Source organism: Nocardia iowensis (genome assembly GCF_019222765.1).
In the GTDB taxonomy this organism is placed as follows: domain Bacteria; phylum Actinomycetota; class Actinomycetes; order Mycobacteriales; family Mycobacteriaceae; genus Nocardia; species Nocardia iowensis.
Genome location: NZ_CP078145.1, coordinates 4,443,672 through 4,470,344 on the forward strand (window position 1 = coordinate 4,443,672; position 26,673 = coordinate 4,470,344).

General features: G+C 67.3%; 28 protein-coding genes. 13 read left to right on the forward strand and 15 right to left on the reverse strand.

Annotated elements, in window-relative coordinates; genetic code table 11:
* Positions 1-19: 19 nt before the first annotated feature.
* The gene (locus tag KV110_RS20485) at positions 20-664 is read right to left on the reverse strand and encodes a YdcF family protein (protein ID WP_218478020.1); all 645 of its coding nucleotides are present in this window, start codon (positions 662-664) and stop codon (positions 20-22) included.
* Positions 665-1,060: 396 nt separating this feature from the next.
* Here KV110_RS20485 and KV110_RS20490 point away from each other — a divergent pair, with 396 nt between their 5' ends.
* The gene (locus KV110_RS20490) at positions 1,061-2,266 is read left to right on the forward strand and encodes an esterase/lipase family protein (RefSeq protein WP_246634666.1); all 1,206 of its coding nucleotides are present in this window, start codon (positions 1,061-1,063) and stop codon (positions 2,264-2,266) included.
* Between the two features lie 411 nt (positions 2,267-2,677).
* Entirely contained in the window at positions 2,678-3,799 is a 1,122-nt protein-coding gene (locus KV110_RS20495; protein ID WP_218478021.1) for an esterase/lipase family protein, read from the forward strand.
* A 14-nt stretch (positions 3,800-3,813) separates the two neighbouring features.
* On the opposite strand, the gene KV110_RS20500 is transcribed toward KV110_RS20495, so the two are convergent.
* The 5 genes from KV110_RS20500 to KV110_RS20520 form a co-directional block, all read right to left on the reverse strand.
* A complete protein-coding gene (locus KV110_RS20500; protein ID WP_218478022.1) occupies positions 3,814-4,275 on the reverse strand; it encodes a hypothetical protein in 462 nt (153 codons plus the stop codon).
* Positions 4,276-4,523: 248 nt separating this feature from the next.
* Positions 4,524-4,805, reverse strand: a complete 282-nt coding sequence (locus KV110_RS20505) for a response regulator transcription factor (protein WP_218478023.1) — start codon at positions 4,803-4,805, stop codon at positions 4,524-4,526.
* A 126-nt stretch (positions 4,806-4,931) separates the two neighbouring features.
* Positions 4,932-6,008: an ATP-binding protein gene (locus KV110_RS20510; RefSeq protein WP_246634667.1), complete on the reverse strand. Its 1,077-nt coding sequence runs from the start codon at positions 6,006-6,008 to the stop codon at positions 4,932-4,934.
* Positions 6,005-7,192, reverse strand: coding sequence for an ATP-binding protein (locus KV110_RS20515; RefSeq protein WP_218478025.1), 1,188 nt, complete (start codon positions 7,190-7,192; stop codon positions 6,005-6,007). The genes KV110_RS20510 and KV110_RS20515 overlap by 4 nt, the downstream gene beginning before the upstream one ends.
* Positions 7,189-7,884, reverse strand: a complete 696-nt coding sequence (locus KV110_RS20520) for a response regulator transcription factor (protein WP_218478708.1) — start codon at positions 7,882-7,884, stop codon at positions 7,189-7,191. The genes KV110_RS20515 and KV110_RS20520 overlap by 4 nt, the downstream gene beginning before the upstream one ends.
* A 612-nt stretch (positions 7,885-8,496) precedes the next feature.
* Here KV110_RS20520 and KV110_RS20525 point away from each other — a divergent pair.
* Positions 8,497-9,051, forward strand: a complete 555-nt coding sequence (locus KV110_RS20525) for a hypothetical protein (protein ID WP_218478027.1) — start codon at positions 8,497-8,499, stop codon at positions 9,049-9,051.
* Here KV110_RS20525 and KV110_RS20530 read toward each other — a convergent pair.
* Entirely contained in the window at positions 9,036-10,256 is a 1,221-nt protein-coding gene (locus KV110_RS20530) for a PucR family transcriptional regulator (RefSeq protein ID WP_218478028.1), read from the reverse strand. The genes KV110_RS20525 and KV110_RS20530 overlap by 16 nt on opposite strands.
* Before the next feature lie 248 nt (positions 10,257-10,504).
* Between KV110_RS20530 and KV110_RS20535 the strand changes: the two genes are divergently transcribed.
* Complete coding sequence (locus KV110_RS20535) at positions 10,505-10,960, forward strand: hypothetical protein (protein ID WP_218478029.1); 456 nt, start codon at positions 10,505-10,507, stop codon at positions 10,958-10,960.
* A 69-nt stretch (positions 10,961-11,029) separates the two neighbouring features.
* Here KV110_RS20535 and KV110_RS20540 read toward each other — a convergent pair whose 3' ends face one another.
* A complete protein-coding gene (locus KV110_RS20540) occupies positions 11,030-11,905 on the reverse strand; it encodes a sigma-70 family RNA polymerase sigma factor (protein ID WP_218478030.1) in 876 nt (291 codons plus the stop codon).
* A gap of 135 nt (positions 11,906-12,040) precedes the next feature.
* Between KV110_RS20540 and KV110_RS20545 the strand changes: the two genes are divergently transcribed.
* Positions 12,041-12,388, forward strand: a complete 348-nt coding sequence (locus KV110_RS20545) for a DoxX family protein (protein ID WP_218478031.1) — start codon at positions 12,041-12,043, stop codon at positions 12,386-12,388.
* A 42-nt stretch (positions 12,389-12,430) separates the two neighbouring features.
* Here the strand turns inward: KV110_RS20545 and KV110_RS20550 are convergent, their stop codons facing one another.
* Positions 12,431-14,017, reverse strand: a complete 1,587-nt coding sequence (locus tag KV110_RS20550; protein WP_218478032.1) for a GMC family oxidoreductase — start codon at positions 14,015-14,017, stop codon at positions 12,431-12,433.
* A 111-nt stretch (positions 14,018-14,128) separates the two neighbouring features.
* Here KV110_RS20550 and KV110_RS20555 point away from each other — a divergent pair, with 111 nt between their 5' ends.
* Entirely contained in the window at positions 14,129-14,878 is a 750-nt protein-coding gene (locus KV110_RS20555) for an SDR family oxidoreductase (RefSeq protein WP_218478033.1), read from the forward strand.
* A 57-nt stretch (positions 14,879-14,935) separates the two neighbouring features.
* Positions 14,936-15,064 (forward strand): hypothetical protein, encoded by a 129-nt coding sequence (locus KV110_RS41830; protein WP_281427799.1) that lies wholly within the window; start codon positions 14,936-14,938, stop codon positions 15,062-15,064.
* Positions 15,065-15,068: 4 nt separating this feature from the next.
* Here the strand turns inward: KV110_RS41830 and KV110_RS20560 are convergent, their stop codons facing one another.
* From KV110_RS20560 to KV110_RS20585, 6 genes are read right to left on the reverse strand one after another with little or no spacing between them, the layout of a single operon-like run.
* Positions 15,069-15,647: a TetR/AcrR family transcriptional regulator gene (locus KV110_RS20560; RefSeq protein ID WP_218478034.1), complete on the reverse strand. Its 579-nt coding sequence runs from the start codon at positions 15,645-15,647 to the stop codon at positions 15,069-15,071.
* Between the two features lie 25 nt (positions 15,648-15,672).
* Positions 15,673-17,142, reverse strand: a complete 1,470-nt coding sequence (locus KV110_RS20565) for an FAD-dependent oxidoreductase (protein ID WP_218478035.1) — start codon at positions 17,140-17,142, stop codon at positions 15,673-15,675.
* A complete protein-coding gene (locus KV110_RS20570) occupies positions 17,135-17,539 on the reverse strand; it encodes a carboxymuconolactone decarboxylase family protein (RefSeq protein ID WP_218478036.1) in 405 nt (134 codons plus the stop codon). Before KV110_RS20570 ends, KV110_RS20565 begins: the two co-directional genes overlap by 8 nt.
* Positions 17,536-18,405, reverse strand: coding sequence for an NAD(P)-dependent oxidoreductase (locus KV110_RS20575; protein ID WP_218478038.1), 870 nt, complete (start codon positions 18,403-18,405; stop codon positions 17,536-17,538). Before KV110_RS20575 ends, KV110_RS20570 begins: the two co-directional genes overlap by 4 nt.
* A complete protein-coding gene (locus KV110_RS20580) occupies positions 18,405-19,151 on the reverse strand; it encodes an SDR family oxidoreductase (RefSeq protein ID WP_218478040.1) in 747 nt (248 codons plus the stop codon). The genes KV110_RS20575 and KV110_RS20580 overlap by 1 nt, the downstream gene beginning before the upstream one ends.
* Positions 19,152-19,166: 15 nt before the next feature.
* On the reverse strand, positions 19,167-20,636 hold the full coding sequence (locus KV110_RS20585) for an aldehyde dehydrogenase (protein ID WP_218478041.1): 1,470 nt from the start codon (positions 20,634-20,636) through the stop codon (positions 19,167-19,169).
* Between the two features lie 297 nt (positions 20,637-20,933).
* Between KV110_RS20585 and KV110_RS20590 the strand changes: the two genes are divergently transcribed.
* The 6 genes from KV110_RS20590 to KV110_RS20615 are packed head-to-tail and all read left to right on the forward strand — an operon-like array spanning position 20,934 to position 26,575.
* Positions 20,934-22,139, forward strand: a complete 1,206-nt coding sequence (locus tag KV110_RS20590; RefSeq protein WP_218478709.1) for a cytochrome P450 — start codon at positions 20,934-20,936, stop codon at positions 22,137-22,139.
* Positions 22,139-22,945 carry an SDR family oxidoreductase gene (locus KV110_RS20595; protein ID WP_218478042.1) on the forward strand — a complete coding sequence of 269 codons (807 nt, stop codon included), beginning with the start codon at positions 22,139-22,141 and terminating at the stop codon, positions 22,943-22,945. Before KV110_RS20590 ends, KV110_RS20595 begins: the two co-directional genes overlap by 1 nt.
* The gene (locus tag KV110_RS20600; RefSeq protein WP_218478043.1) at positions 22,942-23,148 is read left to right on the forward strand and encodes a ferredoxin; all 207 of its coding nucleotides are present in this window, start codon (positions 22,942-22,944) and stop codon (positions 23,146-23,148) included. Before KV110_RS20595 ends, KV110_RS20600 begins: the two co-directional genes overlap by 4 nt.
* The gene (locus KV110_RS20605) at positions 23,148-23,696 is read left to right on the forward strand and encodes a nuclear transport factor 2 family protein (RefSeq protein ID WP_218478044.1); all 549 of its coding nucleotides are present in this window, start codon (positions 23,148-23,150) and stop codon (positions 23,694-23,696) included. Before KV110_RS20600 ends, KV110_RS20605 begins: the two co-directional genes overlap by 1 nt.
* Positions 23,697-23,701: 5 nt before the next feature.
* Entirely contained in the window at positions 23,702-24,946 is a 1,245-nt protein-coding gene (locus KV110_RS20610) for a hypothetical protein (protein ID WP_218478045.1), read from the forward strand.
* A 24-nt stretch (positions 24,947-24,970) separates the two neighbouring features.
* Complete coding sequence (locus tag KV110_RS20615; RefSeq protein ID WP_218478046.1) at positions 24,971-26,575, forward strand: acyl-CoA synthetase; 1,605 nt, start codon at positions 24,971-24,973, stop codon at positions 26,573-26,575.
* Positions 26,576-26,673 lie beyond the last annotated feature (98 nt).

Sequence of the window (26,673 nt, forward strand, 5' to 3'; positions counted from 1 at the left end):
GAAAAGACGGTGTCGAGCTTTACTGGCCTGGCCCGAATTGCCAAGTGAGCCGCGGCACTTGGTCGGGCGTCACCGCGCCGACCACGTCCACACCGGCGTCGGTGAACGTGCCGACGGCCCGGTCGATATGGTCGGCCGAGGTGACCACCACCGCATCTTGCGCGCCGATTTCGCGCATGATCCGCGCGGAGTGTTCGGCGTTCTGCACGGTCGAGTCCGCGTCCGGTTCGAGGTGGATCCGCTCGGCCGGAATGCCGTGTCGGATGAGCCAGTCCGCCATCGCCTGTGCCTCGGTGATGCCGTTGTGTGGATTCCCGCCAGTGACGATGACCGGTGACGCCGGAGCCAGCAGGGCCTGCACAAATCCGGCGTGCAAGCGGTCGATCAGCTCCGGTCGCATCGTTCCGTCGGGCAGCAGGCCGTAGCCGAGCACCACGATGGCGGTCGCCGGACCGCGCAGTGCGGGAAGGGGTTGCGGCTCCGGCGGGACGAGGGTGCGCAGCGCGTCCGGGAATCGGCTTTCGGCGGAGCCGGTGCTGTCGGCGAAGGCGGCGGGCAGATGGACGACCGCGACCGCGACGGCGACCGCGCCGAACAGCGTGCGAACGGTGCTCCTCGCTCGGTACGCGGGACTGCGGTAGTTCGAAAAGACGGTGACGAACATAGGGATCTCCGGGGTTAGCCATCGGCTCACCACCGGTGGCTGGAAAAGATTCACCCATGTTCGGCCACTCCGTTGTATTCGCTCCACAATTCGGCTGTTTATCTGTAGACCTCACCGTTCGGCAGGGTCGCTATTCAGTGAAAATCACGTGCGGTTGTGCGCTGCCGGAACAGTTGGTCCGTCGCACTGTGACTATTCCTTACCGACGTAATTCTCGGCGGCGGACTGTGTCGGTTCCCTAACCGCGACAGCGGCTTTGGTGAGGTGTCCAGACACCGCGTCGATCGATGGGTCGACGGTGCGCCCGGCTTTAGCGTTGGCGCAGTTTCGGTGCCGTCGACCGGCATACCTCGGCACTGCGACTCGGACTCTGTGCTCGAAGCAGGAAGGCATGCAATGAAACGAAGTACCTCTGGCCGGTCGTCGATCGCGGCGGCGGTGATGATGGGCGTCTCGGTGCTGGTCATGGGCATCGCCGGAGTCGGCGCGAGCGCCGAACCCCCGGCGGATGCGACTGAGCAGGCCCTCGCCGACTACATCGCCGCGGGCCGGAAGGCGGCGCCGGTCGCCGATTCCGGCAGCGCGTCCGGCTCGGCCTGCAACTCCGGCAGTGGCGCCGGATCAGGCAACGGCTCCGGTGACTGCTACGGCGGTTCCGGCAGCAGCTCCGGATTGTCCGGCGGATATGCCAGCGACACAGTCGGTTACGGCCCGCCGATGACCTCCTGGCTGGCCGCCTTCGGGCACGGTCTGCTCAACCCGGATGTCGCTCCGCCCGGTGCGAACGACTGGAACTGCAAGCCGACCGCCGAGCACCCACGCCCCGTGGTGATGCTGCACGGCACCTGGATGAACGCCTACAACGGCTTCGCGTACATGGGCCAACCGATCAAGGACGCCGGTTTCTGTACCTTCACCTTCAACTACGGCCGGTCCAACTTGGTGCAGGGCGGCGGTCTCGGCTCGGTGCTGCCCGGTGTGATGGGCACCGGCTACATCCAGGACTCGGCCAAGCAACTGGCCACCTTCGTCGACCGGGTGCTCGCCGCCACCGGCTCGGCGGAGGTCGATATCGTGGCGCATTCGCAGGGCGGCTCGATGGCGAACTGGTACACCAAGTTCGAGGGCGGCGCGGACAAGGTGCAGAACCTGATCACCTACGGTGCCACCCATCACGGCACCTCGTTGGTCGGCATCGGCGCGCTCGGTCGGGCGATCAACAACTTCGGCATCGACATCCTCGGTTTCATCGAGATCTTTGTCGGCCATGCCGGTATCCAGCAGACCATCGGTTCTGATTTCGTCAATCGGCTCAACGCCAATGGCGACACCGTTCCCGGCGTCGACTACACCATCGTCGGCACCCGCTACGACGAGATCACCAACCCGTACGACCTGACCTTCCTGCGGCCAGGCCCCGGCGCGTCGGTGCAGAACATCACCCTGCAGGACGGCTGCGAACAAGACGTCTCCGACCATTTGACGATCATGTACTCACCCCGTGCCCTGTCCATCGCCCTGCGTGCCATGGACCCGGTCGGTCACCCGAATCTCGAGTGCACCTTCAACCCGTGGCTGATCGGCGGTGGCGGACAGCTGTAACAGAACGTGCACCGCGTCGGGCAGGTGAAACCCGCACTCTCCGAGCCTGTTCCGACGGATGCACCCCCCGCCACGTGACACGTGCGCACCGAACAGGTTCCCCTCAACCGCTCTCTGTTCGTTGCCCACTCTCCGGCCCGTGGCGAAGTGCCCACCGAGCGGCTGCCGCACGCGCCGCCGGTGGGCACTGTGCGTTGCAGCGAATCTGTATGAGGTTTACCTGATCTGGACCAGGTTCACCCGCCATTGGTCAACTGGCCATGTTCGCTCCACCCCCTGCTGCTTGCCTGTAGTCCTCACTGTCCGGCACGGGTTTGTTCGGATGAAAGCTTCGCTCTCGAACCTTCCCGCGCCGGACTGTGCCGTTTCCGTGGATCTCGAATGCTGCGCTCGACGCAGGAAGGCGTGTCAATGAAACGAAGGACCTCCAGTCGGCTGTCGATCGCGGCTGTGTTGGCCGGTGTCACCGCGCTCGTCATGGGCGTCGCGAGCACCGGCGCGAGCGCCGCGCCGACGGACCAGTCGATCGAGCAATCGATCGCGGACCGCATCGCCGCGAGCGGAAAGGCTACCGCCGTCACCGATTACGGCTTCAGCTCGGGGCTGTCCGGCGGATTCGCCAGTGACACAGTCGGTTCCGGCCCGCCGATGGCTTCCTGGCTGGCTGCTTTCGGTTACGGCCTGGTCAACCCCGACGCTGCCCCGCCCGGCGCGAACGACTGGAACTGCAAGCCGACCGCCGAGCATCCCCGCCCGGTGGTGCTGCTGCACGGCACCTGGATGAACGCCTACAACAGCTTCGCTTTCATGGGCCAGCCGATCAAAGACGCGGGCTTTTGCACCTTCGCCTTCAACTATGGCCGAGCCGACCCCGCGCAGGGCGGTGGTCTCCCGCCGCTGCTGCCCGGTGTGATGGGCACGGGCAACATCGAGGACTCCGCGAAGCAGCTGGCCAGCTTCGTGGACCGGGTGCTCGCCGCCACCGGCGCGCCCGCCGTCGACATCATCGGCTATTCGCAGGGCGGCGCGATGGCCAACTGGTACACCAAGTTCGAGGGCGGTGCGGACAAGGTGCGGAATCTGATCACCTACGGCGCAACGCATCACGGCTCGACCATCGACGGCATCGCCGCCCTCGGCCGGGTCGTCGACACCATCGGTGTCGACGCCATCGGCGCCAGCTCGATCGTCGTCGGCCACGCCGTCGCCGAACAGACCGTCGGCTCGAACTTCGTCAACCGGCTCAACGCGAACGGCGACACCGTCCCTGGCGTCGACTACACGATCGTCGGCACCCGCTACGACGAAGTCATGACCCCATACCACCTGAGCTTCCTGCACGCGGGCCGCGGCGCCTCGGTGCGCAACATCACCCTGCAGGACGGCTGCGAGCAAGACCTCTCCGACCACCAGACCATGATGTACTCACCCCGCGCCCTCTCCATCGCCCTGCACGCCCTGGACCCGGCCGGTCACCCGAACCTCGACTGCACGTTCAACCCGTGGTTGATCGGCGGCGGTGGGCGGTTGTAGCGGGACCGTGCCGTTCAGTCGGTGGCGCTCGCGTTACCGCACGACATTTCGGTGGCGATGTCGTGCGCGTCGAGCGCCGCCGAGGTCTTGGTCGCCAGCGACTCGGCCAACGCCATCTCCGGGCCCCGAGCGGGCTCGGGCCCGATTGTCGCGCAGCGGAATTGAGCCGACGCGACGGTGTTGTCCAGCGTGAAGATCACGTCCACCGCGATCTTGCTGTGCACCGCGACGGTGATCGCCGCGATCGCCCGGCGTTCGATCACGTGCTTCAGGTGCACGGTGGCCAGTGCGAGATCGTGCACCTGTGGCGTGCTGATGCCGACGACGTTGCCGTACCGCCACCGGCGAATGGATGGACCGCCCGATTGCCCCGCTGCCTCGTGCACCGCGAGGATGAGCTCGCCGAGGGCCGAGGCCGGAACAGTCACCTCATAGATATGTCGCCGGTTCACGATGGGTGCCCACACTTTCCGCATACGGTCGCGATCCTGTCGCACCGGCGACCGAGTTCAGAGTCAAACAATGTCCGAGAAGATCGTGGGCGCAACCGATCTGCACGACGGCGGGTCTTCGCCGAATGCCCTGGCCGGTGTTTCGTCCGCGAATCCTGACGATGTCACGATTCCGCAACGTTGTCTGTCGGTCGAATGTCCGACAAGGAAACGATGGGCACGCGGTCGGCACTCCGCCGCGGCGCAACGGTGGCGGGCAGCGTCGGGTACGACTACAACTCGTCCAGCACGATCAGGCCGTCTTGCAGAGCCCGAGCCACCAGCGCTGCCTTGGTGTTGGCCGCCCGCCCAGCCGCCGCGTACTTGCCGCGAATACGGGTGATGTGGGTGTTGACCGTACCGATAGACAGGTAAAGCTGTTTTCCGACTTGGGTTTTCGAATCACACTTGACCCAGGCGACGAGCACTTCGCGCTCGCGCGCGGACAAGTGCGGGTCTTGCCACAATCCCATCCGGTTCGGTCGTGATCGGGGGTCCGGAACGATGGAGGTCATCAGAGTTTCCCGCTTCATGCAGTGTCATCCGGTTCCGGTACCACACCTCCCCGAAGGTTGCGGACCAATAACCGACGTGCCTAATGAATATATGAGCCGTTGTCGCCCATGGGAATTCCCCAACTCTCAGCCCGCAGGTCTTGGGTCTTGCTTAGCTTCGCGAAGTGGTTGTCGGCGGTCCAGGTCGGATCGCACCGAACCGGTCGACTCGACCTCGATCCGCAGTTCACCGTTGTCGCGCAACAGGATCGACGCCAGCGTGGTGCGCCCCGGAGGCAGGACGCGGGCGGTGACCGTGCCGCCATCGGCATAGTCGAGCGCGTCCCGCAAGACGGTGCGCACGAGTTGCCGAAGGTCGGTGTCGACGTCGTCGAGGCCGCCGCTGTCATCGAGTACCACGGTCACGCCGCGTTGTCGCGCACTGCGCGCCGCCGCGCCGACCGAGGCGTCGATCATGACACCGCCGAGAATATCGTCGCGAAGTTCCGCCTCGACGAGTCGGCACTCGGCCTGTTCGTGCGTGGTGAGCGGGCGGCCCGAGGCGATGATCTCCAGCAGCGGGCGCGCGGCGCTGTCCAGCCGGGCGACGCGCTCGTCTCGCTCCTGCTGCGCGGCCTGCGCCGCGGCCTCGGCGGCGGCTCGTTCGGTATCTTGTTGCCGCAGCGCGAGAATCGAATGCGCCATCGGGCGGACCACCCTGGCGAAGAACGTCGCCATCAGCAACGGCGTGAGGTTGATGAACGAGAACCCCACCCCGGTGAGCAATCCCTGACCGGTGCCCGCGGTCCACCACGCACAGACCGCGATCTGCGCGAGCAAGCCTGCCCACGCCCACAGTGCGGCCCCGCGCACGCACAGGAAGTTCAGGTACGCGGAGCAGGCCCCGAGAAACCAGATCTGGGTGGAGTTGGCCATCGGGACCGGCAACTGCCAGATGGCCAGCGCGCTCGCGAGCGGAGCCGCCGCCGCGGTGGGCATCGCGAAACGGGCGGGCAGCGGATCGCCGGGCGCGAGCAGCATGCTCAGGCCGGCACCGAGGATGAGAACCGCGGCCAAAACGGTGCACCGGATGTCGCGGATCCCGTCGTCGGCGGCCAACGCCATGGAGCAGATCGCGACGGCGAAGAGCCCGGTCAGCAGCCACGCGGTCGGCGTCCGCATGCCGAGAATGTCACGAACATCGTCTCGGACGGTCGTGGTCATCGCGCCACCCATCCGGTGCTGATCCGGCAGCCGCGCCCCGGCGCGGTATCGATGTCGGACCAGCCGCCGGGAAGTTCGGCGAGGCGGTCGGTGATGCTGGCGCGCAACCCGAGTCGGTCCGGCGGGACGGTCGTGGGATCGAAACCGACACCGTCGTCCACGACGTCGACGCGCACGGACGCGGCATCGGCGGTCACCAATACCTCGCAGTCTGCCTCGCGTCCCCGGGAACCGGCGTGCCGCTGCCAATTACGCAGCGCCTCGCCCACGGCTGCGGCCAGCGCCGCCGCGACATCGCTTGGCACCGCCAGCGCGACACCCGCGGCACCGGCGGCCCGCAGCCGCACCGTGTCGTCGACCTCGGCCGCCGCCGCGCGGATGCTGGAGACCACCTGATCGAGGTCGAGGTTGTCCTGCACGGGCAGCCCGGAGCGCAGCCGTTCGAGGTCGCGCAGCGTGCTGTCCGCGTGGTGGGTCAGCACGGGGGAGTTGGGCGCACGCGACGCCTCGAGCAAAGTCGCGATGACCCAGTCGTGCGCGAGGGCGTCGAAGCGTCGCCGCTCGAATCGGCGCGCCTCCGCGGCGGCCGCGGTGGTGGCCTTCGCGCGCACCGCGGAGGAGGTCTGATCCAGCGTCCGCCCGACCCGGACCAGCACGACGCAAGCCGCGCAGGGCAGCGCCGAATAGGCCACGGCGAACAGCAATTCCGGCAGCAGCGGATTATGGGCGTCCGGGCCTCTGGCATACGCCGCGTTGAGCTGACTGAGCGCCGCGGAGACGGCGAGGTAGCCGAATGGCATGCGGCGCCAGAAGACACACAGGGAAAGCGCGGGTAGCCCTGGAATCCACGTGGTCCACAAGGATTCCTCGGGGGTCACCGTGGCGCCGGTACGCACGACGAGCCAACTGGTCGCCGCGAGCAGGTAGCCGAGCGCGAACGCGAGGACTGCGTAGCGCACCAGGTCGAAGCGCCAGCGCACGGCCGCGCCGATGATGAACACGGTGGGCCCGTAGACCAGAACGAGCGCGACCGGTGTCCACCACGGTGCGGCCAGCGCGGACTGGGCCAGGGCGATCGGCACGGTGAGGGCCGCATAGAACAGGCCACCGGATCCGACGAAAAGGCAAGCGCCACGGACGAGGCGGGATTCGGCGCTGCGCGGTGGCGCGGCCGTTTCGATCATCGGGGCCGGGGATCGCCGCCGAGGAAACCGTCCCGTTTCGCCTCCCGGTAGAGGTCCACCCGCGACCGGACCGGACGGCCTGCCTCGGCGTACCGGCGGCGGATCCGGCTCAGATAGTCGTTGACCGTGTGTTCGGAAAGGCCGAGCTTGTGTGCGACGGAGGCGGCGGTCTCGCCATTCGCGTAGTGCTCCAACACGTCTCGTTGCCGGGGTGGCAGATCGATGTTGGTCAGCGCCGGATCGCTGTCGATGGCCGAGGCCCATGCCATCGTCGCGACCTGTCTGCCGGAGGCGGCCGCGCGGATCATCGCGGTGGTGCGTTCGGCCGGATCGCTTTTCAGCGCGACGCCGAGTACGCCCGCGCGTGCCGCGGAGCGGATCAGGTCGCGCCAATCGCCGGTGGTGTAGACCAGGCACGGAATGTCGAGGCTGTGCAGCAGTTCGACATTCGCACGTGGGCTGGAACCGTCGGGCAGCCGCAGATCGAGGACGGCCAGATCCAATTCCGTTGTCCGGTCCAGCAGCGCGGGGACGGTCGGCGCGATCGCGACGACGGTCAGATCGGGCTGGTCGGACAGGATCGCGGCCAGACCGACCGCGACGGCTTGGTGGTCTTCGACGATGCCGATTCGGCGCACCGTTCCTGGCGTCGCATAGTCGCCGGGCAGATCGGTGACGGCGACTCCCGCCATTGTGAGCAGCCGGCGGATCACCATGAATGGAATTAAATCACTCGATAACCGGCGTGCCAAGGGAACCTGTTCTGATATTCGGAGGTAACACCGTGCATCATCGGAGCGAATGGTGATCGAAGGGGTCGGACGAGATTGTCACCTTACGTCGTAAGCTGATTTCGACCGGTCGGTTCGATAATTCGGCGGTCGAATCCGCTTGCGGCAGTGGGGATCAGGATTGGTTCCTCGAGGATGGCGGTAGCCGTATTCTGTGTGCGCGGATCTCTGTAGGTAATTGCGCATATGTGCGTGGAATGCGCTCGATGTCGTCGTTATCGAGCCGGTTGGGGTATTGCGTGATATTTCCTCAAATTACCCGTTTTTACAGTCGGCGCTCGTCGATCGAGGCCGCTTCAGTGGCGGGTCGATCGGGATCACGCGGGCCACGCCGGGGCCGGTACCGGGATGTCGAGTGTTCGGTGGACAGACATCGGCGACCGGCGCCACGAAACTCAATAGGTGCGGCCGCAGGACTCCGGGTGCGCGTCGGATCACCACACCCGGACAACTGAAGAGATTGCTGGACAACAAGTTCGAGATCGTGCAGACCGAATCAGGGGCATTTGAGTGATGAGCATCTTCACAGAGTGGCAGCGGCCGAGCGCGAAGTCTGAACGGGTCACCTTGGCGGACCCGCACGACGAAGGCAACCCCAAACAGCGGGCCTTCCTCGGGCTCGACCGAGCCGGGCTCAGTCTGTTGATCTACGGCCCCGGCGACATTCTGCGTTGTTTCGCCGCCCTCGGTGCGGCGGCACCGGTTTTCCGCTCGGCCGAGTTACGGGCGGAGTCGCCGTATCTGGGCCGGTTCCCCGGCAAGAGTGACATCACGTGGATGGCATTGAACGGCCCGGCGGGTTCCGCGATCTCCGTGCAGTGTTATCCGCAGTGCGACATCGACTTCGTCACCAGGCAGATCGCGGTGCGGGTGAGCGGACCGAGCGGTGTGCTTGCGCCGCCTTGGCAGTTCGGCATCGGGACAGTGGGCGCGCGGGTGCCCGCCGGGTTCGCGGATATCTTCGGCCCTGCCGATGCGGTGCCCCTCGGCGCCCTCCCCGGTCTGGCGGCGCTACCCGTTTCGGTGGCACGACCGCAGACTGCTTCCGGACGTCAGGTCGTGCGATAGCTGCGCGCGACGAGGGCCGAGCGCAGGTACCAGAGGCCGGAAGGCTGGGACGGGTCGAAGCCGGTGAGCTGGCCGATGCGCTTGAGGCGATAGTCGACGGTGTTGGTGTGCACGTGCAGGACTCGGGCGGTGCGCTGGCGGTTGAGGTTGTTGCCGATGTGGCGTTGCAGGGTTTCCAGCAGTTCCGGGTGCTCGTCGAGGGGGTCGAGCAGCTGACCGAGGTATTCGCGGCCGGGGCCGGGGCGGGTGAGCTGATATTCGAGCGCGAGTTCGTCGAAGCGGTACAGGCCGGCCACCGCCTCCAGGCGCTGCACCATATCGAGCAGTTCGTGGGCTTGGTCGGCGGCATTGGGGATCTGTTCGGGGGTGGCCTCGACCATGGTCGCGGTGATGCCGACCTGCGCGGCATGCGAGAGCTGGTTGACCAAGGTTTCGAGGCCCGCGTTGTCGAACTTGGTGGACGGGATCAGAACCGTGCCGCCGTCGACGCTGAGCAGTGACAGGGCGCTGTCACCGCAACGCGTCGCGAGTTCGGCCTGCACCCGTCTCAGCTTGCGACGCGCGACGACCTGGCTGTCGAGCATCGGGTTGTGTTCCTCCCGATGTGGCGGGATCGCCACGGCGAGAACGGCATACGCCGCCGCGATGGCGATGCCGCACTCGCGCGCCATGGTGGAGGTGCTGTGCCCGCCGAGCAACGCGGAGGTCAGCGTGTGCACGGCCGTGTGGTGTTCACTGACCACCGCGCGCAGTTCCCTGATGTAGGCGACGGAGGTCGCCGAGCTGATCATGTCCAGCATTTCCAGCACCATCTTGGCGCCGTCGACCAGGCTGTCGTAATCCTTGATCGAGGCGTCGGAGATCACCAGATCCAGCCCCATTTTGAAGCCCTCGTGGATGGAGTGGTGAATCGTGTCGATCGGCACGCCCTCGCGCGCCCAACCCGCGGCGGCGTCCTGGAGGCGCTGCAGCTTCTCCGGGATGTTCTGGCCGTCGAGCATGCTCACCGCGAACTCGAGGCACACCCGGGTGATGGTGGTGACGTCGCCGGAGATCGCGTCGGCGGGCAATGTGCCACAGGGGATGATGTTTTCGACGAAGTGCCCGACCATCTGCCGGGATAGCGCACGGACGTCCTTGAGCGGGGACGACATCGGTTTGCCTGCGAGAGTCAGGCTTTGCCGTGCCGAGTTGTCGATCGACATTGACGACTCCTTCCGCCCCCGGGATCTAGCTGTGCGGCGCATTCACACTAATCGTTTCTTCCTGGTAACGGAACGATTTGGGCGGTTCTGTGCAGCGTCAGAGACTGGTCGGTTGGCGGTTGTGACCGGTCACAGCGGCGAGCCGCGGCTGACAATTGGTCGCTTGATTTGTTGAAACCTGGTCGGACTGTTATGAATTGACCGTTGTATCCAACATTGGGTCGGGGAGTTCGAAAAGGAGGGGGTTCGTGGCGTTTCGCCATACCACCGTGAAGTTTCGTCGTCTGTTGATCGCGGCCGCGTTGCCGGTCGCGGTTGCCGTGGCGTCCGTCGGCGTTGCTCAGGCTGATCCGGGTGTGCCCGGTAGTCAGTCGGTCGCCGTCGCAGCGGTGGAAAACAGCGCGGCAGCGCCGGTCGCTGAGCCGGTCGCGCAGGTCGTGCCGGTTTCGCAAGAGGCCGGTCTGCCGCTGGAGTCGATCAAGAACGACGAGATCAAGAACGAGGATCCGCTGGCCAACGGCATTGTCGGCGGCGCGCTCGCCGGTGCCACCGGCTCGGCGATCATCGGCTGCATTGCCACGATTTACGTGCTGTGCATCCCGGGTGCCGTGAACGGCGCCATCTGGGGCACCGTGCTCGGTGCGGTGGTCGGTGCCCTCGTCGGCATCATCGCGCCGAACTCGGTTCCGCGCATCCTGCCGTAAGGCCGGTGCCAGCCGTGCCCGCACACCTTTCCGGTGTGTGGGCACGTTTTGCGTTGTGGCCCAAAACGATTACGCCAGCACCGCGATGTCGAGCGCGCGCAGGCGAGCGGGATCGGCGATCACCTGGTAGCCCGCGATCCGGTCGGCGCGCACTGTCACGGTAAGAGCGAGCAACAGTTTGCCGCGCGGCGCGACCAGGATGCCGACCGCACCGTTGACCACGGCCAGCGTGGCCACCCGCGAACGACGTTGCAGCAGTACAGTTTCCTCGGCCACCGCCCGCGCACCGCGGACCACCGCCGCCATGCCCGCTGGCAGCGCTGCCGGGTCGGCGACGCGGACCACATCGGGGGCGAGCACGGCGAGCAGGGCGTCGAGGTCACCGCCGCGGGCAGCGGTCAAGAACGCCTCGACCACATGCCGTTGTTCGGCGAGTTCGGTTGCCGTCGCTGTCGATTCACCCTGTGCGCGCTGCCGTGCCCGACTGGCGAGCTTCTTCGTGGTTGCCGTCGTCCGCCCGACGATCGGTGCGATCTGGTCGAACGGCACCGCGAACAGATCGTGCAGCACGAACGCCACCCGCTCGTCGGGGCCGAGCGTGTCCAGCACCACCAGCAGCGCGCGGCCGACCGAATCGATCAGCATCGCTTCGTGTTCCGGGTCGCTGTCGTAGGCGGCGTCGCCGAGTTCGGCGAGCAGATCGATGGGGTCTTCGCGGCGGGCGGCCCGCGAGCGCAACATGTCGAGGCAGATCCGCGAGACCACCGTGGTCAGCCAGCCGACCAGGTTCTCGACGTCACCGGTGTCGTGGCGGGCCAGGCGCAGCCACGCCTCCTGGACGGCGTCGTCGGCTTCGCTGACCGAACCGAGCATGCGATACGCGACCGCCCGCAAGTGGCCGCGATGCGTCTCGAACCGCCGCGCCAGCATGTCTTCGGCCCGCATCGGTCACCTTTCCGTTCCGCCATCCGTCACACGTTCGACAGATCCGCCCGCGCCCGGCTCGGCGAGGTGCGGCGTCGCCCGGCGCCACACCACGATCGCAGGCCGGTCGCAGCACGAACCAGGAGGGTATTACCTATGTCCACCGCCTACGTCATCGTCACCATCGTTGCCGCGGCCGCCATGCTGATCGCGTCCGGTGTCGATGTCTTCCGCGCCCAGTGGGTGCGCGACAACATGAAGCGCTACGGCCTGCCCGAGTGGACGCTGTACCCGCTGGCCGTGATCAAGGCGGCTGGGGCGCTGGGCCTGCTCGTCGGGCTCGCCATCCCCGCGCTCGGCTTGGCCGCCGCCATCTGCCTGGTCCTGTACTTCATCGGCGCGATCATCACCATTGTCCGTGCCCGCGGCTACGGCGACCTCGTCTATCCGACGCCGTACCTGGTCCTGGCCGCCGCGTCGCTCGGCTTGTTCGTCGCCTCGTGAGCACGACCGATCAGTCGGCGCACTGTCGGAAGGGGCCGCCCGCTACCCGTTCAGGATGAACCGCGCCGCCTGCTCACCGATGAAGACCGCCGGTGCGTGCGTGTGGCCGCGGATGAGCAGCGGCATGACCGACGCATCCGCCACCCGAAGGCCCTGCACGCCACGCACTTCCAGGCGCGGGGTGACGACGCTGGCTACATCGGTGCCCATCCGGCAGGTGCCGACCGGGTGGTACAGCGTGTGCGAGTAGCCGTTCAAGGTGAGTTCGAGGGTCGCCTCCATATTCGCCGGTGCTTGCGGCGGATAGATCAGCGGGCCGAGTACCGCCTTCATCGCCGGGGTGGCGGCGATTTCGGCGCAGGTGCGCAGGCCGGACATGATCGCGGCGCGGTCGACGCCCGCGCTGTCGGACAGGTACCGCGGGTCGATCACCGGCTTGGCGGCGGGGTCGGCGGCGGCCAGCGTGATGCGGCCGCGACTGTGCGGGCGCAGCAGCACGGTCGCCAGGATCACGCCGTGCTCGGTCGGGTCGACCAAGCCCTCGTGGTAGAACGGCGCGGGGGCGAAGATCAGCTCGAGGTCGGGCAGGTCGAGATCGGGCCTGCTGCGCACGAACCCGTAGGCCTCGCCCACATTGGAGGTGAGCATGCCGCGATGCCGGAGCAGGTAGTCCAGCAGTTGGCGCGGCTTCTCGGCGGCGAACAGCGAGTCGGCGGCGACGCCGTAGCCGATGCCGGCGACGAGATGGTCCTGCAGGTTCGCGCCCACCTCGGGCACGTGCCGAAGGGCGCGAATGCCCTGGCGCGCCAACTCGTCCCGGTCGCCGATGCCCGAAAGCATCAGCAACTGCGGACTGTTGATCGCACCGCCGCACAGCACCACCTCGCGCCGCGCGGTGACCGTGTGCGGACCGCCGCCCTGGTGATATTCGACGCCGACCGCGCGGGTTCCGTCGAACAGGACCCGGGTGGCCAATGCCTCGCTGCGGACGGTCAGGTTCGGCCGGCGCATCGCGGGCCGCAGATAGCCGTCCGCGGTGCTCCAGCGGCGGCCGCCGTGCTGGGTGACCATGGTCTGGCTGAAGCCTTCCGGCTCCGGCCGATTCGGCGGCTCGACCTCGAAACCGGCCTCCTGCACCGCCGTCAGGTAAGCGGCCGTCAGCGAGCGGGGACTGCGTTGCCGCGAGATGTGCAGGGGGCCGTTGGCGCCTTCGTCCGGATATTGTGCGGCTTCGACACTTTCGATCCGCCGGAATTGCTCGACGGCGGCCGCGAAGCCCCACTCGTCGCCGGCCAGCAGCGCCCACTCCTCGTAGTCGGCGCGGAAACCACGCACCCACATCATCGCGTTCATCGATGACGAGCCGCCGAACATCTTGCCGCGCGGCCAATAGATCTGCCGGTTCTTCAACTCCGGCTGCGGCTCGGTGAGATAGTCCCAATCCACCTCGGAGCGAAACAGTTTCGCGAATCCGGCGGGGATGTGGGCGAATTTGTTCTTGTCCTGCGGCCCGGCCTCGAGCAGCACCACCGAGTTGTTCGGATCGGCACTGAGCCGGTTCGCCAGTACGGCGCCCGCGGATCCGGCGCCGACGATCACATAGTCCGCGGTAAGCCCACCTGGTTGCACTGTCCCACTCCGATCTGCGCTGCCTACGGCAAAGATACGAGGATCGGGTTGGCCGGGGTTCGATTTCGGCCCAACCGGACACAAGTCACCGACTACGGAGGTATCGAAGCAGTGGATGCGGGAACAGTGATCGTCACCGGCGGCAGTCGCGGTATCGGCGCCGCCACCGCCCACCTGCTCGCGAGGGCGGGCCGCCGCGTCTGCATCGCCTATCGCGCCGACGCGGCGGCGGCCGAGGCGGTGGCCACCGACATCGCCGCCGCGGGCGGCACCGCGCTCGCGGTGCGCGCCGACATGAGCAGTCCCACGGACATCGCCGCGCTGTTCAGCACCGTCGACACCGAGCTCGGACCACTCCGCGGCCTGGTCAACAATGCGGCGACGCTCGAAACCCAATGTCGGGTAGACGAACTCGACGCCGCACGGCTGCACCGCGTGATGACCGTCAACGTCGTCGCCCCGATGCTGTGCGCGAAACACGCGATCCAGCGCATGTCCACCTCGCACGGTGGCACGGGTGGCGCGATCGTCAATGTGTCGTCGGCGGCCGCGCGCCTCGGCTCACCCGGCGAGTACGTCGATTACGCGGCGAGCAAGGGCGCCCTCGACACCTTCACCCGCGGACTCTCCGTCGAAGTCGCCGCGGAAGGCATCCGCGTCAACGCCGTCCGACCGGGCTTCATCCACACCGATATGCACGCTCAGGGCGGTGAGCCCGGCCGGGTCGACCGGATCGCCCCGACCCTGCCGATGCGCCGCGGCGGTCGCCCGGAGGAAGTCGCTGAAGCCATCGCGTGGCTGCTGTCCGAGCGCGCCTCGTACGTAACCGGCACCTTTATCGATCTCGCAGGCGGGCGCTAGGTCAGCGGCAACCCCGATTTCGGCCGCGAGACTGCTCGCGGACAGGGCCTGGTCGAGGTGGCTGTTGAGGTAGGCCACGGCGCGACGGACCAGGTCGTGGTCGGCCGGTGGCGCGGCAACGAACATGCTCATCTGCGCGTCGACGTGCTCGTCGCGGTGGCCCTTGTGCTCGCTCCGCCGCTGTGAGCGGCTAGTTCAGGATGAGCAACGCCGACTTCTCGATGCGGTCGGCGATCTCCGAATACGACCCGTAGCCCATGCCCGCCCGCACGAGCGCGCCCGCGTACAGCAACTCCAATGACTCGACGACATCGGGATCCGGGTCCGGCCCGAGGGCGCGGATGATCCGCTTGCGGATCTCGGTGCCGATGCGGCCGCGCAGATGCTCGACATCGGGATCGCGGCCGAGCAGCGCGCTGGTCACGGCGCCGGACAGCTCCTGCTCGTCGGCCACCAGCATGGCGATGTTCCGCAATTCGGCGATCACCCGGACGGTCGGGTCCGCATCCTCGCTCGCCGGTGACGGCGCGGAAATCAAACGCCGCCAGAAGATCTCGGCGACCAGATGTTCCTTCGAGGAGAAATACGTGTACGCGGTCGCCGTACCGACCCCCGCCGCCGCTGCGACCATCCGGATCGTCATTCCCGCGAATCCTTCGCGGGCAAGCACTTCCACCGCCGACCTGGTGAGCTTGTCGACGGTGTCGGCCTGCTTTCCGGACAGCCTGCGGCGGGTCGCCTCGAGAATGACGGAATCGGGTTCGGACATGTGTCTGGATACTACTATGGCCGGTTCAGTTCTTGGCCGCGGCCAAGCCGGCCCTGCGGCCGTAGAAACTGCCGTCACCGAGCGAGGCCCCGCTCACGTAGCCGCCCGCGCACAGCCCGGAGGTGCAGCGCCCCGCGGCGTAGAGGCCGGGGATGGGCGCACCGGAAACGTGCAGCACCCGCGAATCGAGGTCGGTGCGCAACCCGCCGAGGGTGAAACCCGCGGTGAAACCGCGCATGTCGAACGCGGCCAGCGAACCTCGCAGCGGGCGAACCCATTCCGGCTTCTTGCCGAGCAATGGGTCCTTGCCGTCGGCGGCGTGCAGGTTGTAGCAGTCGACAGTGGACTGCAACGCCAGCGTCGGCAGCCCCATGTCGGCCTCCAGCTCCGCCACCGTTTCGGCCGCCCAGGTCGGCGGCTGCCGGAAGAAGGGGGTAGCGGTCTCGGTGGCCAGCCCGGCCTCGTAGGCGGCCTCGTCGATGACCAGATATGCCTGGTTGTCCTGCTGGATGAGCGTCGCCTGGCCGATCCGGCCGGGATAGGTGTCCTCGGCGATGAACCGCTGGCCGCGCCCGTTGACCAGGATGCCGCGTGCCATCAGCTGCGGGTCGCCGAAGAACGCCACCTCGGTCGCGTCCATGTGCGCCAGTTCCGCGCCGAGCGCCTGCGCGACCCGGATACCGATCCCGTCGTGCTCCTCGATCGCGGCCGCGGGCCTGCCGATCAGTCGCGGCGCGTAGCCTTCGATCATCTGCTGGTGGTAGGCGAAACTGCCGGTGGCCAAGACGAGTCCGCGATCGGCGCGGATCGCCACAGTCTTACCGTAACGCTTGGCCATCACCCCGACGACGCGATCGTCGTCGTCCACCACGAGACGACCGATCCGCAGGTCGTATTCGACTCGGACACCGAGGGATTCGGCGGTCTCGGCCAGCGGCTTCATCAGCATGTAGCCGCCGCTCTTGCGGCCGATCTTCTTGTCGGCCAGCTGCGGAACATGGCCGCGCGGCGCCGGTTTCGCGATCGCGTTGAACGGGGCGGCGTTCTCGCCGCCGGAGTACATCAGCCCCTCGTCGTGCGGGGGCTCCCACCCTGGCTCACCCCAAAACGCCTCCCGGAACGGCACTCCGCAGGAGACGAGCCAGTTATAGTGTTCGACGCTGCCGCGGCAGTAGTCGGCGATCTTGGCTTTGTCCACGCCGGGGCCGAGCGCCGCGAGCAGGAAGGTCTCCATGTTCTCGGGGGTGTCCTCGAAGCCGAGTGCCTGCTGGAGTGGGGTGCCGCCGCCGAGGTAGATGAAGCCGCCCGCCATCGCGGCCGCGCCGCCCCAGCCGCCGGTGCGTTCCAGGATCAGCACGTCGGCGCCTGCCCTCGCCGCTTCGATCGCCGCGCAGACCCCGGCGATGCCGTAGCCCGCGACGACGACATCGGCCTGCTGGTCCCACTCGGTGATGCCGCTCGCACGCAACGGACGAAGGGGGTTGGCGTCAGTCATGTTTCGGTCCTTCACTCTGGCGGGCGGACTTTTTCTGTTGCGCCACAATGGTGCCCACCAACAGATCGAGTTTGGTGCCGTTCGGCCAACCGACGTAATGACAGAGGAATACCGCGATCTCGTGTAGCTGCTCCTCGGTGAGCTCCTCGTTGCGCAGCGCTGCGCCGATCTGGATGCCAGCGGTGTCGATGGCCCCCTGTGCGGTGAGGGCCCCGAGCAGCAGCAGTCGCCGGTCCCGGATGGACAGCGCCGGACGCGACCAGATGTCGGCGAACAGGTGGTCGGCGGTGACGGCGAAGTGGCTGCCGGGATAGTCCTTGAATTCGGTGCCGTAGACCTCGGCCATCTTGGCCAGTCCGCGCTGGCGGACGGAATCGGCGGAACCGTTGTCGGTCATGAGCTGTGCCTTTCGGATGCGCCGACGCCGAGCCCTTGCCCGAGCTGCTCGAGGGCGAGTTCGGCGAGGGGGAGGGTGACGTCGAGTCGGTTGCCGAGGTCGAGGGCGAGACCGAGGTCCTTCTCACCGAGATCACGCACGTGCCGCAGGATCGGCAGCCAGAAGTCGCCATCCTCGATCGGCGCGGTGCGGTCGCGCAGCATGATGGCGCCGGGCCCGCCGGTGACGGCATCGGAATGCCTGACCACCTTGCCGAGCACCTTCAGGTCGAGTCCGGCCGCCTCGGCCAGCCGCTGCGCCTCGGTGGCCGCGGTGAACGCGATGAAGTGGAGCAGATTGCGCGCCAGCTTCATTCGCGTGCCCGCGCCGACCGGCCCGGCATACACGATCAGATCGGCGAAACAACCGAACGGCGCACGGATCCGCTCGAAGGCCGCGTCGCTGCCGCCGACCATGACCGCGAGCGTGCCCCGTGTGGCGCCCGGTGCTCCGCCGCTCACCGGTGCATCGATGAATTCGACGCCGTGCGTGGCGCATTCGGCGGCCAGTTCTTCGGCGGTGCGGTCGCTGATGGTCGAGTGCACGGCCACGACAGTTTCCGGTGCGGCACTGCGCAACAGGCCCTGGGGTCCGGTGATCACGTCGCGCACCTGCGCGTCGTTCACCACGGCCACCGAAATGATCGTGGCCTGCTCGGCCAAACGGGCGGGGGAGTCGGCGGCTCCGGCACCGGCCGCGGTGTACGGCAGCACCGCGTCGGCCCGCACATCACACACCGTGAGCCCGCCGGGCCAGTCGAGTAGCCGGGTGGCCATCGGCGCCCCCATGGCGCCGATGCCGATGAAACCGATCCTGGCGTCGCTCATCAGCGGAAGACCTGCCCGCCGTCGACATTGAAGATCTGCCCGGTGACCCAGCCCGCCTCGTCGGAGAGTAGGAAGAGGCAGGCGCCGACCAGATCCGCCGGTGTCCCCATTCGCTTGAGCGGCAGCCGATTCACCATATCCTCCACGATTACCCCGGGTGTCACCGCCTTGGTGGCCTCGGTGTCGATGGGGCCCGGTGCGATGGTGTTGATCCGGATGTTCGACCCACCCAGCTCGAACGCCAGCTGCTGGGTCAGACCGTTGATGCCGACCTTGGCCAAACCGTAGAAACTGGCGTACATCCATGCGGCGGTGGACGATTGGTTGACGATCGAACCGCCGGTCTTGCGCATGTGCGGCCAGACGGCGCGGGTCATATTCAGCGCGCCGTCCATGTTCACGCTCATGAACTTCTTGTAGTAGTCCCATGGCACGGTGAGCAGCAGATTGACCTTCATCTCGCCGTAGATCGCGGCGTTGTTGACGAGATGGTCGATCCCGCCGAATTCGGCGACGGTCAATTCGGCCAGGGCCGTGGCGGATTCAGGATCGGACACGTCGACCTGGCCGAACACGGCGGTGCCACCGTCTGCGGTGATCTTCTCTACCATCGCCTGGCCGCCCTCGGCATTCTTGTCGGCGACAACGACTTTCGCGCCCTCGGCGGCCAGGGCCGCGGCGTAGGCGGCACCGATGCCCTGTGCGGCACCGGTGACAATGACGGATCTTCCCGCGAAACGGGCCATGACAGTGTGCTCCTCTTATCCAGCGGTCGCGATCAGCTTGGTTTCCAGGTATTCCTCGAACCCGGCGATGCCCATCTCCCGGCCGATGCCGGACTGCTTGTACCCGCCGAACGGCGCGTCGGCGGAATACCAGACGCCGCCGTTCACGCTCAACGTCCCGGTCCGCACCCCGTCGGTGACGCGGCGGATCCGCTCCGGGTCGGTACCCCACACCGAGCCGGACAGCCCGTAGGGGGAGTCGTTGGCGAGCCGGATGGCGTCGTCGTCGCCGTCGTATGGAATGACCACCAGCACGGGGCCGAAGATCTCTTCCTGGGCGACGGTCGCGGAGTTCGGTACGTCCGCGATCAGGGTCGGCTCGATGAAGAAGCCGCGTTCGTGATTCGTCGGTCGCCCGCCACCGGTCACGATGCGGCCGCCCTCGGCCCGCGCGATCTCGAGGTAGCGCTCCACCCTGGCGCGCTGGCGTGCGGAGATGAGTGGCCCGCAGACCGTCCGCGGGTCGGCCGGATCGCCGGGTCGGATCCCGGCGAGCGTTGCCGCGGCCGCCTGCACCGCCTCGGCGTAGGCCGCGCGCGGGACGAGCAGCCGGGTGGTGATGGCGCAGCCTTGCCCGGCGTGCACGCACACCGAGAACGCGGCCACCCCGCAGGCTGCCGCGATATTCGCGTCGTCGAGCACGATGAACGCCGACTTGCCGCCGAGCTCCAGGAACGCCTTCTTGAGTGTCGTTGCGGCGCCGCGCATCACGGCTCGACCGGTCTGAGTCGAACCCGTGAAGCTGATCAGGTCGACGCCGGGATGTTCGGTGAGCCGCGCGCCGAGCCCGTGGTCGGCGGAGGTCACGATGTTCACCACGCCCGCCGGGATGTCGGTCTCCTCGGCCAGGATCGCGCCGACGGCCGCCGCGCACCACGGTGTGTCCGGAGCGGGCTTGAGCACCACGGTATTTCCGGCGGCGAGCGCGGGACCGAGTTTGGCGAAGGTGATCTGGTGCGGGAAGTTCCATGGGGTGATCGCGCCGACCACCCCGACGGGCTCGCGGCGCAATACCCGGCGGGTCTTGATACCCATGGGTTCCGCGGTGCCGAGATCCGTTTCCCAGCTGTAGGTTTCGGCCAGCGAGGCGGAGTAGGCGAGGTCGGCGACCGGGCCCTCCAACTGCGGGCCACGGGTGAACATGGCGGGCGCGCCCGCCTCGGCGATGGTGAGCGCGCGCAGTTCTTCGATGTGGGATCGCAGTGCGGTGCGCAGCTGTTCGAGGCAGTGCGCGCGGAAGGCATGGTCGCGGGACCAGTCGGTCTCGTCGAATGCGGTGCTGGCCGCGGTAACTGCCGCGTCCAAGTCCGCGGCGCTCGCGTTCGCCGCGTGCCCGAGGACCTCTTCGGTCGCCGGATTCACGGTGGCGAACACTCCGTCCGCGCCCTCGACCAGCTTGCCGCCGATCAGCAGGCGCGCACCGTCGGCGGGGAGAAGGCTGCTCATGCATTGCTCCGATGCTGTCTGGACACGTGTACGGAATATAGTCTCGGGTCGCGTTTTGCCGCAAGAACAGGTTCTAACTCAGTCATTCTGATCCACGACCCACGCGGTTGGTGGGGAATCTCCGTGGTTTCCGTGCGAGTCGATGGGATTGTGCGCAATGGTGTTGGTAAACCGCCGGAACCGTTGTCGGAGGTGTGGGCCGATGGTACTGTCCAGACACATGTCCAGCTATGTGTCTCCCGCAGGATTTTCGCCTCATCCGGCTCGGGAGAACGTGTTATCGAATGTTTGGTGGGTGTGGTGACAGCGGCATTGGAACCTTTGACGTTCGATCCCTACGACTACCGGTTCCACGAGGACCCGTACCCGACCTATCACCGGCTGCGCACCGAAGCGCCGCTCTACTACAACGCGGACCTGGACTTCTGGGCGCTGTCCCGGCACGCGGACGTGACCGCCGGATTCCGGGACAGCGCACGGCTCTCCAGCGCCAACGGTGTTTCCCTCGACCCGGCGGCTTGGGGCCCGCACGCGCATCGGGTGATGTCGTTCCTGGCCATGGATGATCCCCGGCACCTGCGCATGCGCAGACTGGTCTACAAGGGGTTCACGCCGAAGCGGGTGGCCGAAATGCAGGACCGGATCAAGGAATTGACGCTGTCCTACCTGGAACCCGCGGTCGCCGAGGGGTCGTTCGACTGGATCGACGAGGTTGCGGGCAAGCTGCCGATGGACGTCATCTCCGAGCTGATGGGTGTGCCCGCGAGCGACCGCGTCGAAATCCGCAGGCTCGCCGACCTGGTCGTGCACCGGGAAGACGGGGTGCTCGACATCCCGCCCGCGGCGGTCGACGCGTCGATCAAGCTGCTCACCTACTACACCGAGATGCTGGCCGAACGCAGGCGCAAGCCGAGCGACGACCTGACCTCCGCGCTGTTGGACGCCGAAATCGACAGCGACACACTGTCCGACGAAGAGATCATCGGATTCCTGTTCCTCATGGTGGTGGCGGGCAACGAGACCACCACGAAGCTGCTCGGTAACGCGCTGTACTGGGGCGCGAAGAACCCGGGGGAGTACGCCAAGGTCGCCGCGCAACCGGCCCATGTGCCGGATTGGGTCGAGGAGACCCTGCGCTACGACACGTCGAGTCAGGTGATCGCGCGCTCGGCCACCGCCGATCTCGAATACCACGGCGGCACCATCCCCACCGGCGCCAAGGTTTTGCTGCTGATCGGTTCCGCCAACCGTGATCCCGCGGTGTTCGACGACGGCGACAGCTTCCGCATCGACCGGCCCGACAAGGCCGGGCTCGCGAGTTTCGGTGCGGGCGTGCACTACTGCCTCGGCGCGCACCTGGCGCGGCTGGAAGCGGCAGTCGCCTTGCGCGAGTTCGCTGCTCGGGTGCGGTCCTATGACGTCGTCGACACGGGAATCGTGCGGGTGCATTCGTCGAACGTGCGCGGCTTCGCGAAACTCCCGATCGTCGCGGAGGTGGGATAGTGCCTCGTTTCGAACCGCACCCGGCTCGCCGCCCCGTTCTGGTCGCCGGAGCCTCCTCCGGTATCGGCGCGGCCACCGCCGCCACGCTGGCCGAGCTCGGGCATCCGGTCGCCCTCGGCGCACGTCGAGTGGACCAGTGTGTGGAGCTGGCGGACAAGATTCGCGCCGATGGTGGCGAAGCCTTCGCGCATCGGCTGGACGTCACCGATGCCGCGTCCATCGAGGAATTCGTGGCCGCGGTCGAAGCGGCGTTGGGCCCCGTCGAGGTGCTCGTCGCCAGCGCCGGGGACATCGAATTCTCGCCGGTGCACGAGATGGATCCGGAGCGGTTCCTACTGCAGGTTCAGGTGCACCTGGTCGGTGCCCACCGGCTGGTACACCGAGTGCTGCCCGGCATGCTCGAACGGCGGCGTGGTGACGTGGTGTTGATCAGCTCGGACTGCGCGCCCGAGCCCCGGCCGCGCACCGGCGCCTACAGCGCCGCCAAGGCCGGCCTGGAGGCCATGGCCAACCAGATGCGAATGGAGCTGGAGGGCACCGGCATTCGCGCGTCGCTCGTGCGCCCCGGCCCCACGCTCACCGGCATGGGCATGAACTCCACCCCGGACGTCATCGGGCCGCTGCTGGCGTCCTGGCAGGACTGGGGTTTCGCCCGGCATCCGAACATGCTGCGCCCGCACGATCTGGCCGCCGCGGTCGCGGCCGTCGTAGCCACCCCGCGCGGTGCGCATCTCGTGCTCGTCGAGGTCCAGCCGGAGGCGCCGTTACGGGACCTCACGAAAGAACAAGACAGGAGCCGACAGTGAGAGTTGTCGCCGATCTGGACCTGTGTCAGGGCCATGCCGTGTGTCAGGACGAGGCGCCGGACGCGTTCCGAGTGCCCAAGCGGGGCAAAGTGGAAATCCTGCTGGACGCCCCGGACGAGGCCGCCCGTGCCGACATCGAACGCGCCGTCCACTACTGCCCGACGCAGGCGTTGTCCATCGTTTCGACGGAAGGTGCACGGTGATGGCGAGTTTCGCACGTGACGAGCTGGACGAGATGGTTCGGCGCTGGGTACTGGAGAACCAGCGCTGCGAGGAAAAAGGGGATTGGAAACCCCTGGCGGACATGTACACCGAGGACGCCACCTACGGCTGGAACTACGGTCCGACGCAGGAATTCATGGCCGTCGGCCGCGAGGAGATCCGGGAACTGGCCCTCGGCCAGGAGATGCGGGGACTAGACGGCTGGACCTACCCGTACCAGGAGTTCGTCATCGACGACCGCAGCGGCACCGTGATCGGCTTCTGGAAGCAGGTGTCGGAGGTGAAACGGCCGGACGGGCGCCACTATTCGCCCGAGGGCATCGGCGGCAGCTGGTTCCGCTACGGCGGCGACTTCCAATGGTCGTGGCAGCGCGACTTTTTCGACTTCGGCAACGTCTCGCACCTGTTCATGGAAATGATCACCCAGAAGGTGCTGCCGCCCGGTATGCAGAAGCGGATCGAACGTGCGGTCGCCGGCCCGCTGCCGGGGTGGTATCCCGTCGGTGCGGCGCCGGCCCCGTTGTGGTGAACGCGATGCCGGTGAGTAACTTCGAGCAGCTGTCGCGGGCACAGCTCGCCGCGCTGCTGCCCGAATTGCTGCTGTGCGGTCATCTGATCGACAGGTCCGGCATGGCGCACACCATCGCGGCCTTCGGCCGGGCGGGCATGACCGCCGTCGCCATCGAGGAGTGGCAGCTGGCCAGCCCGGTCTACACCCGGCGGATGCAGCGAGCGTTCGGCTTCCCCGGTGACGATGTGGCGACCATCTTCAAGGGGTTGCAGCTGGATATCGGTGCGCCGCCGCAATTCATGGATTTCCGGTTCCGCGTCGACGACCGCGACCACGGGGAATTCTGGCTCGACCACTGTGGCGCGCTGCTGGACGTGGAGCCGATGGGGGACGACTTCGTGGTCGCCATGTGCCATGACATCGAGGACCCGACCTTCGACGCTACCGCGCTGGCCACCAATCCGCACGCCCAGGTCCGGCCGATCCATCGGCCGCCGCGCCGACCGGCCGACCGGAAACCGATGTGCGCGTGGACGGTCACCATCGACGCCGCGCACGTTCCGCCGCCGGTGCCGCCGAACGCGGACCTGGTCGCGAACTCGGCCGCCGCGGGTCTGGCGCTGGCCGACATCGACACCGAGGACGACGGACGGTCGAACTACGCGGGCCCGCTGCTGAGTGATCTTCGCTTCGCGGACTTCTCGAAGTCGGCGCTGGTACGCATGGCGGATGAAGTGTGCCTGCAACACCACCTGCTGACTCTCGGCTTTCTGGTCGCGTTGCGCTCCCGCCTCGACCCGGCCGCGGCGATCGAGATCGGCCGCAAGCAATTCGCGGGCATCGCCGGGCTCACGGCCGAACGTCTGCGCAAGGCATTGCAGCTCGGTGACGACCCGGCTTCCCTTGCCACCGTCCTGCGACTGCATCCGGCATGGAATCCGCTGTCCTACACGGGCATCCGCGTCGTGCAGACCGAAGACAGTGTCCGACTGGCGTTTCCACGCGACAGCGGTGCCCAGTCGGACGGCGCATGGCCTGCGCTGATCGATGCCGAACACCTCGCTCCGGTCGACGCGATGGTCCGCGGCGTGAATCCCCGATTCACCGCGCACGCGGTGGATTCCGGCGACGATGAACTGACGGTCGAAATCACCTGTGCCGACCAACCATTTCGCGAATCGTCCGAGGTCGCGCTGACCCGATTCAGCACCGGCGCCGCCTTCGCCTTCACCGACCGCGGCATCCCCCTGCCGCTCACGGTGGTGTGACCAGTATCGAGAGAGTGATTAGCCGTGGCACGTAACTTCGCCGACCTGTTCGAACATTCCGTCGACGCGATGCCCGATCGGGTGGCATTGCTCGAAGGCGATCGCCGCCTGACCTTCGCCGAAGTCGACGCGCGGGCGAATCAGGTGGCCGCGCACCTGACCGCCGCGGGCATCCTGGCGGGCACACATGTCGGATTCCAGCTGCACAACGGCATCGAAACCGTGGAAACGCTGCTCGCCTGCTTCAAGATTCGGGCCGTCCCCATCAATATCAACTACCGCTACGGTGTCGAGGAACTGCGCTACGTCTACGACAACGCGGATCTGCAAGCGCTGGTGTACCACGCCTCCTACGCCCGCGCGGTGCACGAGGCGGCGGGACAGGTCCGTTCGATCCAGCACCGGATCGTGGTGCCCGACGACACCACCGACACGGATCCGCCGGTCGACGCCGTGCACTACGCGGACGCGCTCGCCGGGGGCGCACCGGAGCGCGCCTTCCCGGAACGCAGCGCCGACGACCTGTTCATGATGTACACCGGCGGCACAACGGGCTTGCCGAAGGGCGTGATGTGGCGCCAGGAAGACATGTGGCGGGTACTCGGCGGCGGCATCGACTTCTACACCGGCGTCCCGGTCGCCGACGAATACGAGCAGTCCCGGGTCGGCGCGCAACGGGAGCAGAGCACCTGGTTCGTGCTGCCGCCGCTGATCCACGCGGCCGCCATGATGCCGACGTTCACCGCGCTGTGGTCCGGCAACGCCGTGCTCTTCGAGCCCCGATTCGACCCAGAGCGGGTGTGGCAGGCGGTGGTTCGGCATCGTCCGCAGGTCATGGTGATCACCGGCGACGCCATGGCGCGGCCGTTGATCGACGCCTACCGCGCCCGCCCTGTCGACGCGTCCGGACTGGTGGCCATCGGCTCCGGTGCCGCGCTGCTGTCGCAGCCGGTGAAGAACACTCTGCTGGAACTGTTTCCGTCGCTGGTTATCACCGATTCCATCGGTTCGTCGGAAACCGGTTTCGGCGGAATCGGTTTCGCGCAGAAGGACGACAATCCCGGTCGAGGGCCTAGGGTGCAGACGGGGCGTGGCTCGGTGGTGGTGGACGACGACGGGCGTCCGGTCCGGCCCGGCGAGGAAGGGTGGCTGGCGAAGAGCGGGTCGGTCCCGATCGGCTACTACAAGGACCCGGTGAAGACCGGCAAGCTGTTCAAGACGGTCGACGGCGCACGCATCGTGGTCACCGACGATCGCGCGCGGATGGAGGAGGACGGCTCGGTCACCCTGCTCGGCCGCGGCAACATGGTGGTCAATACCGGCGGCGAGAAGGTGTTCGTCGAAGAGGTCGAGGGCGTGGTCAAGGCCCACGAGGGGATCTACGACGCCGTGGTGATCGGCGTCCCGCACGAGCGGTGGGGATGGCAGGTCGCGGCCGTGGTGTCCGCCACGGGCCCGGTCGATTTCGGCGCGCTGGACAGTTACGTGCGCAAGCACCTCGCCGGTTACAAGGTGCCCAAGAAGATCTGGGTAGCCGACGTCATCGCCCGGGCGCCCAGCGGCAAACCGGACTACCGGTGGGCCAAGGACTACGCGGCACAGCACGCGCCGGACTATCGAGCGGACTGAACCATGAGACCGAGCGAACGCCAGCGACACCCAACAGGAACGTGTTCTAATTCGGAGACAATGTCTGGCCCGATACCTGCGGCGATTCCGCACGTCAT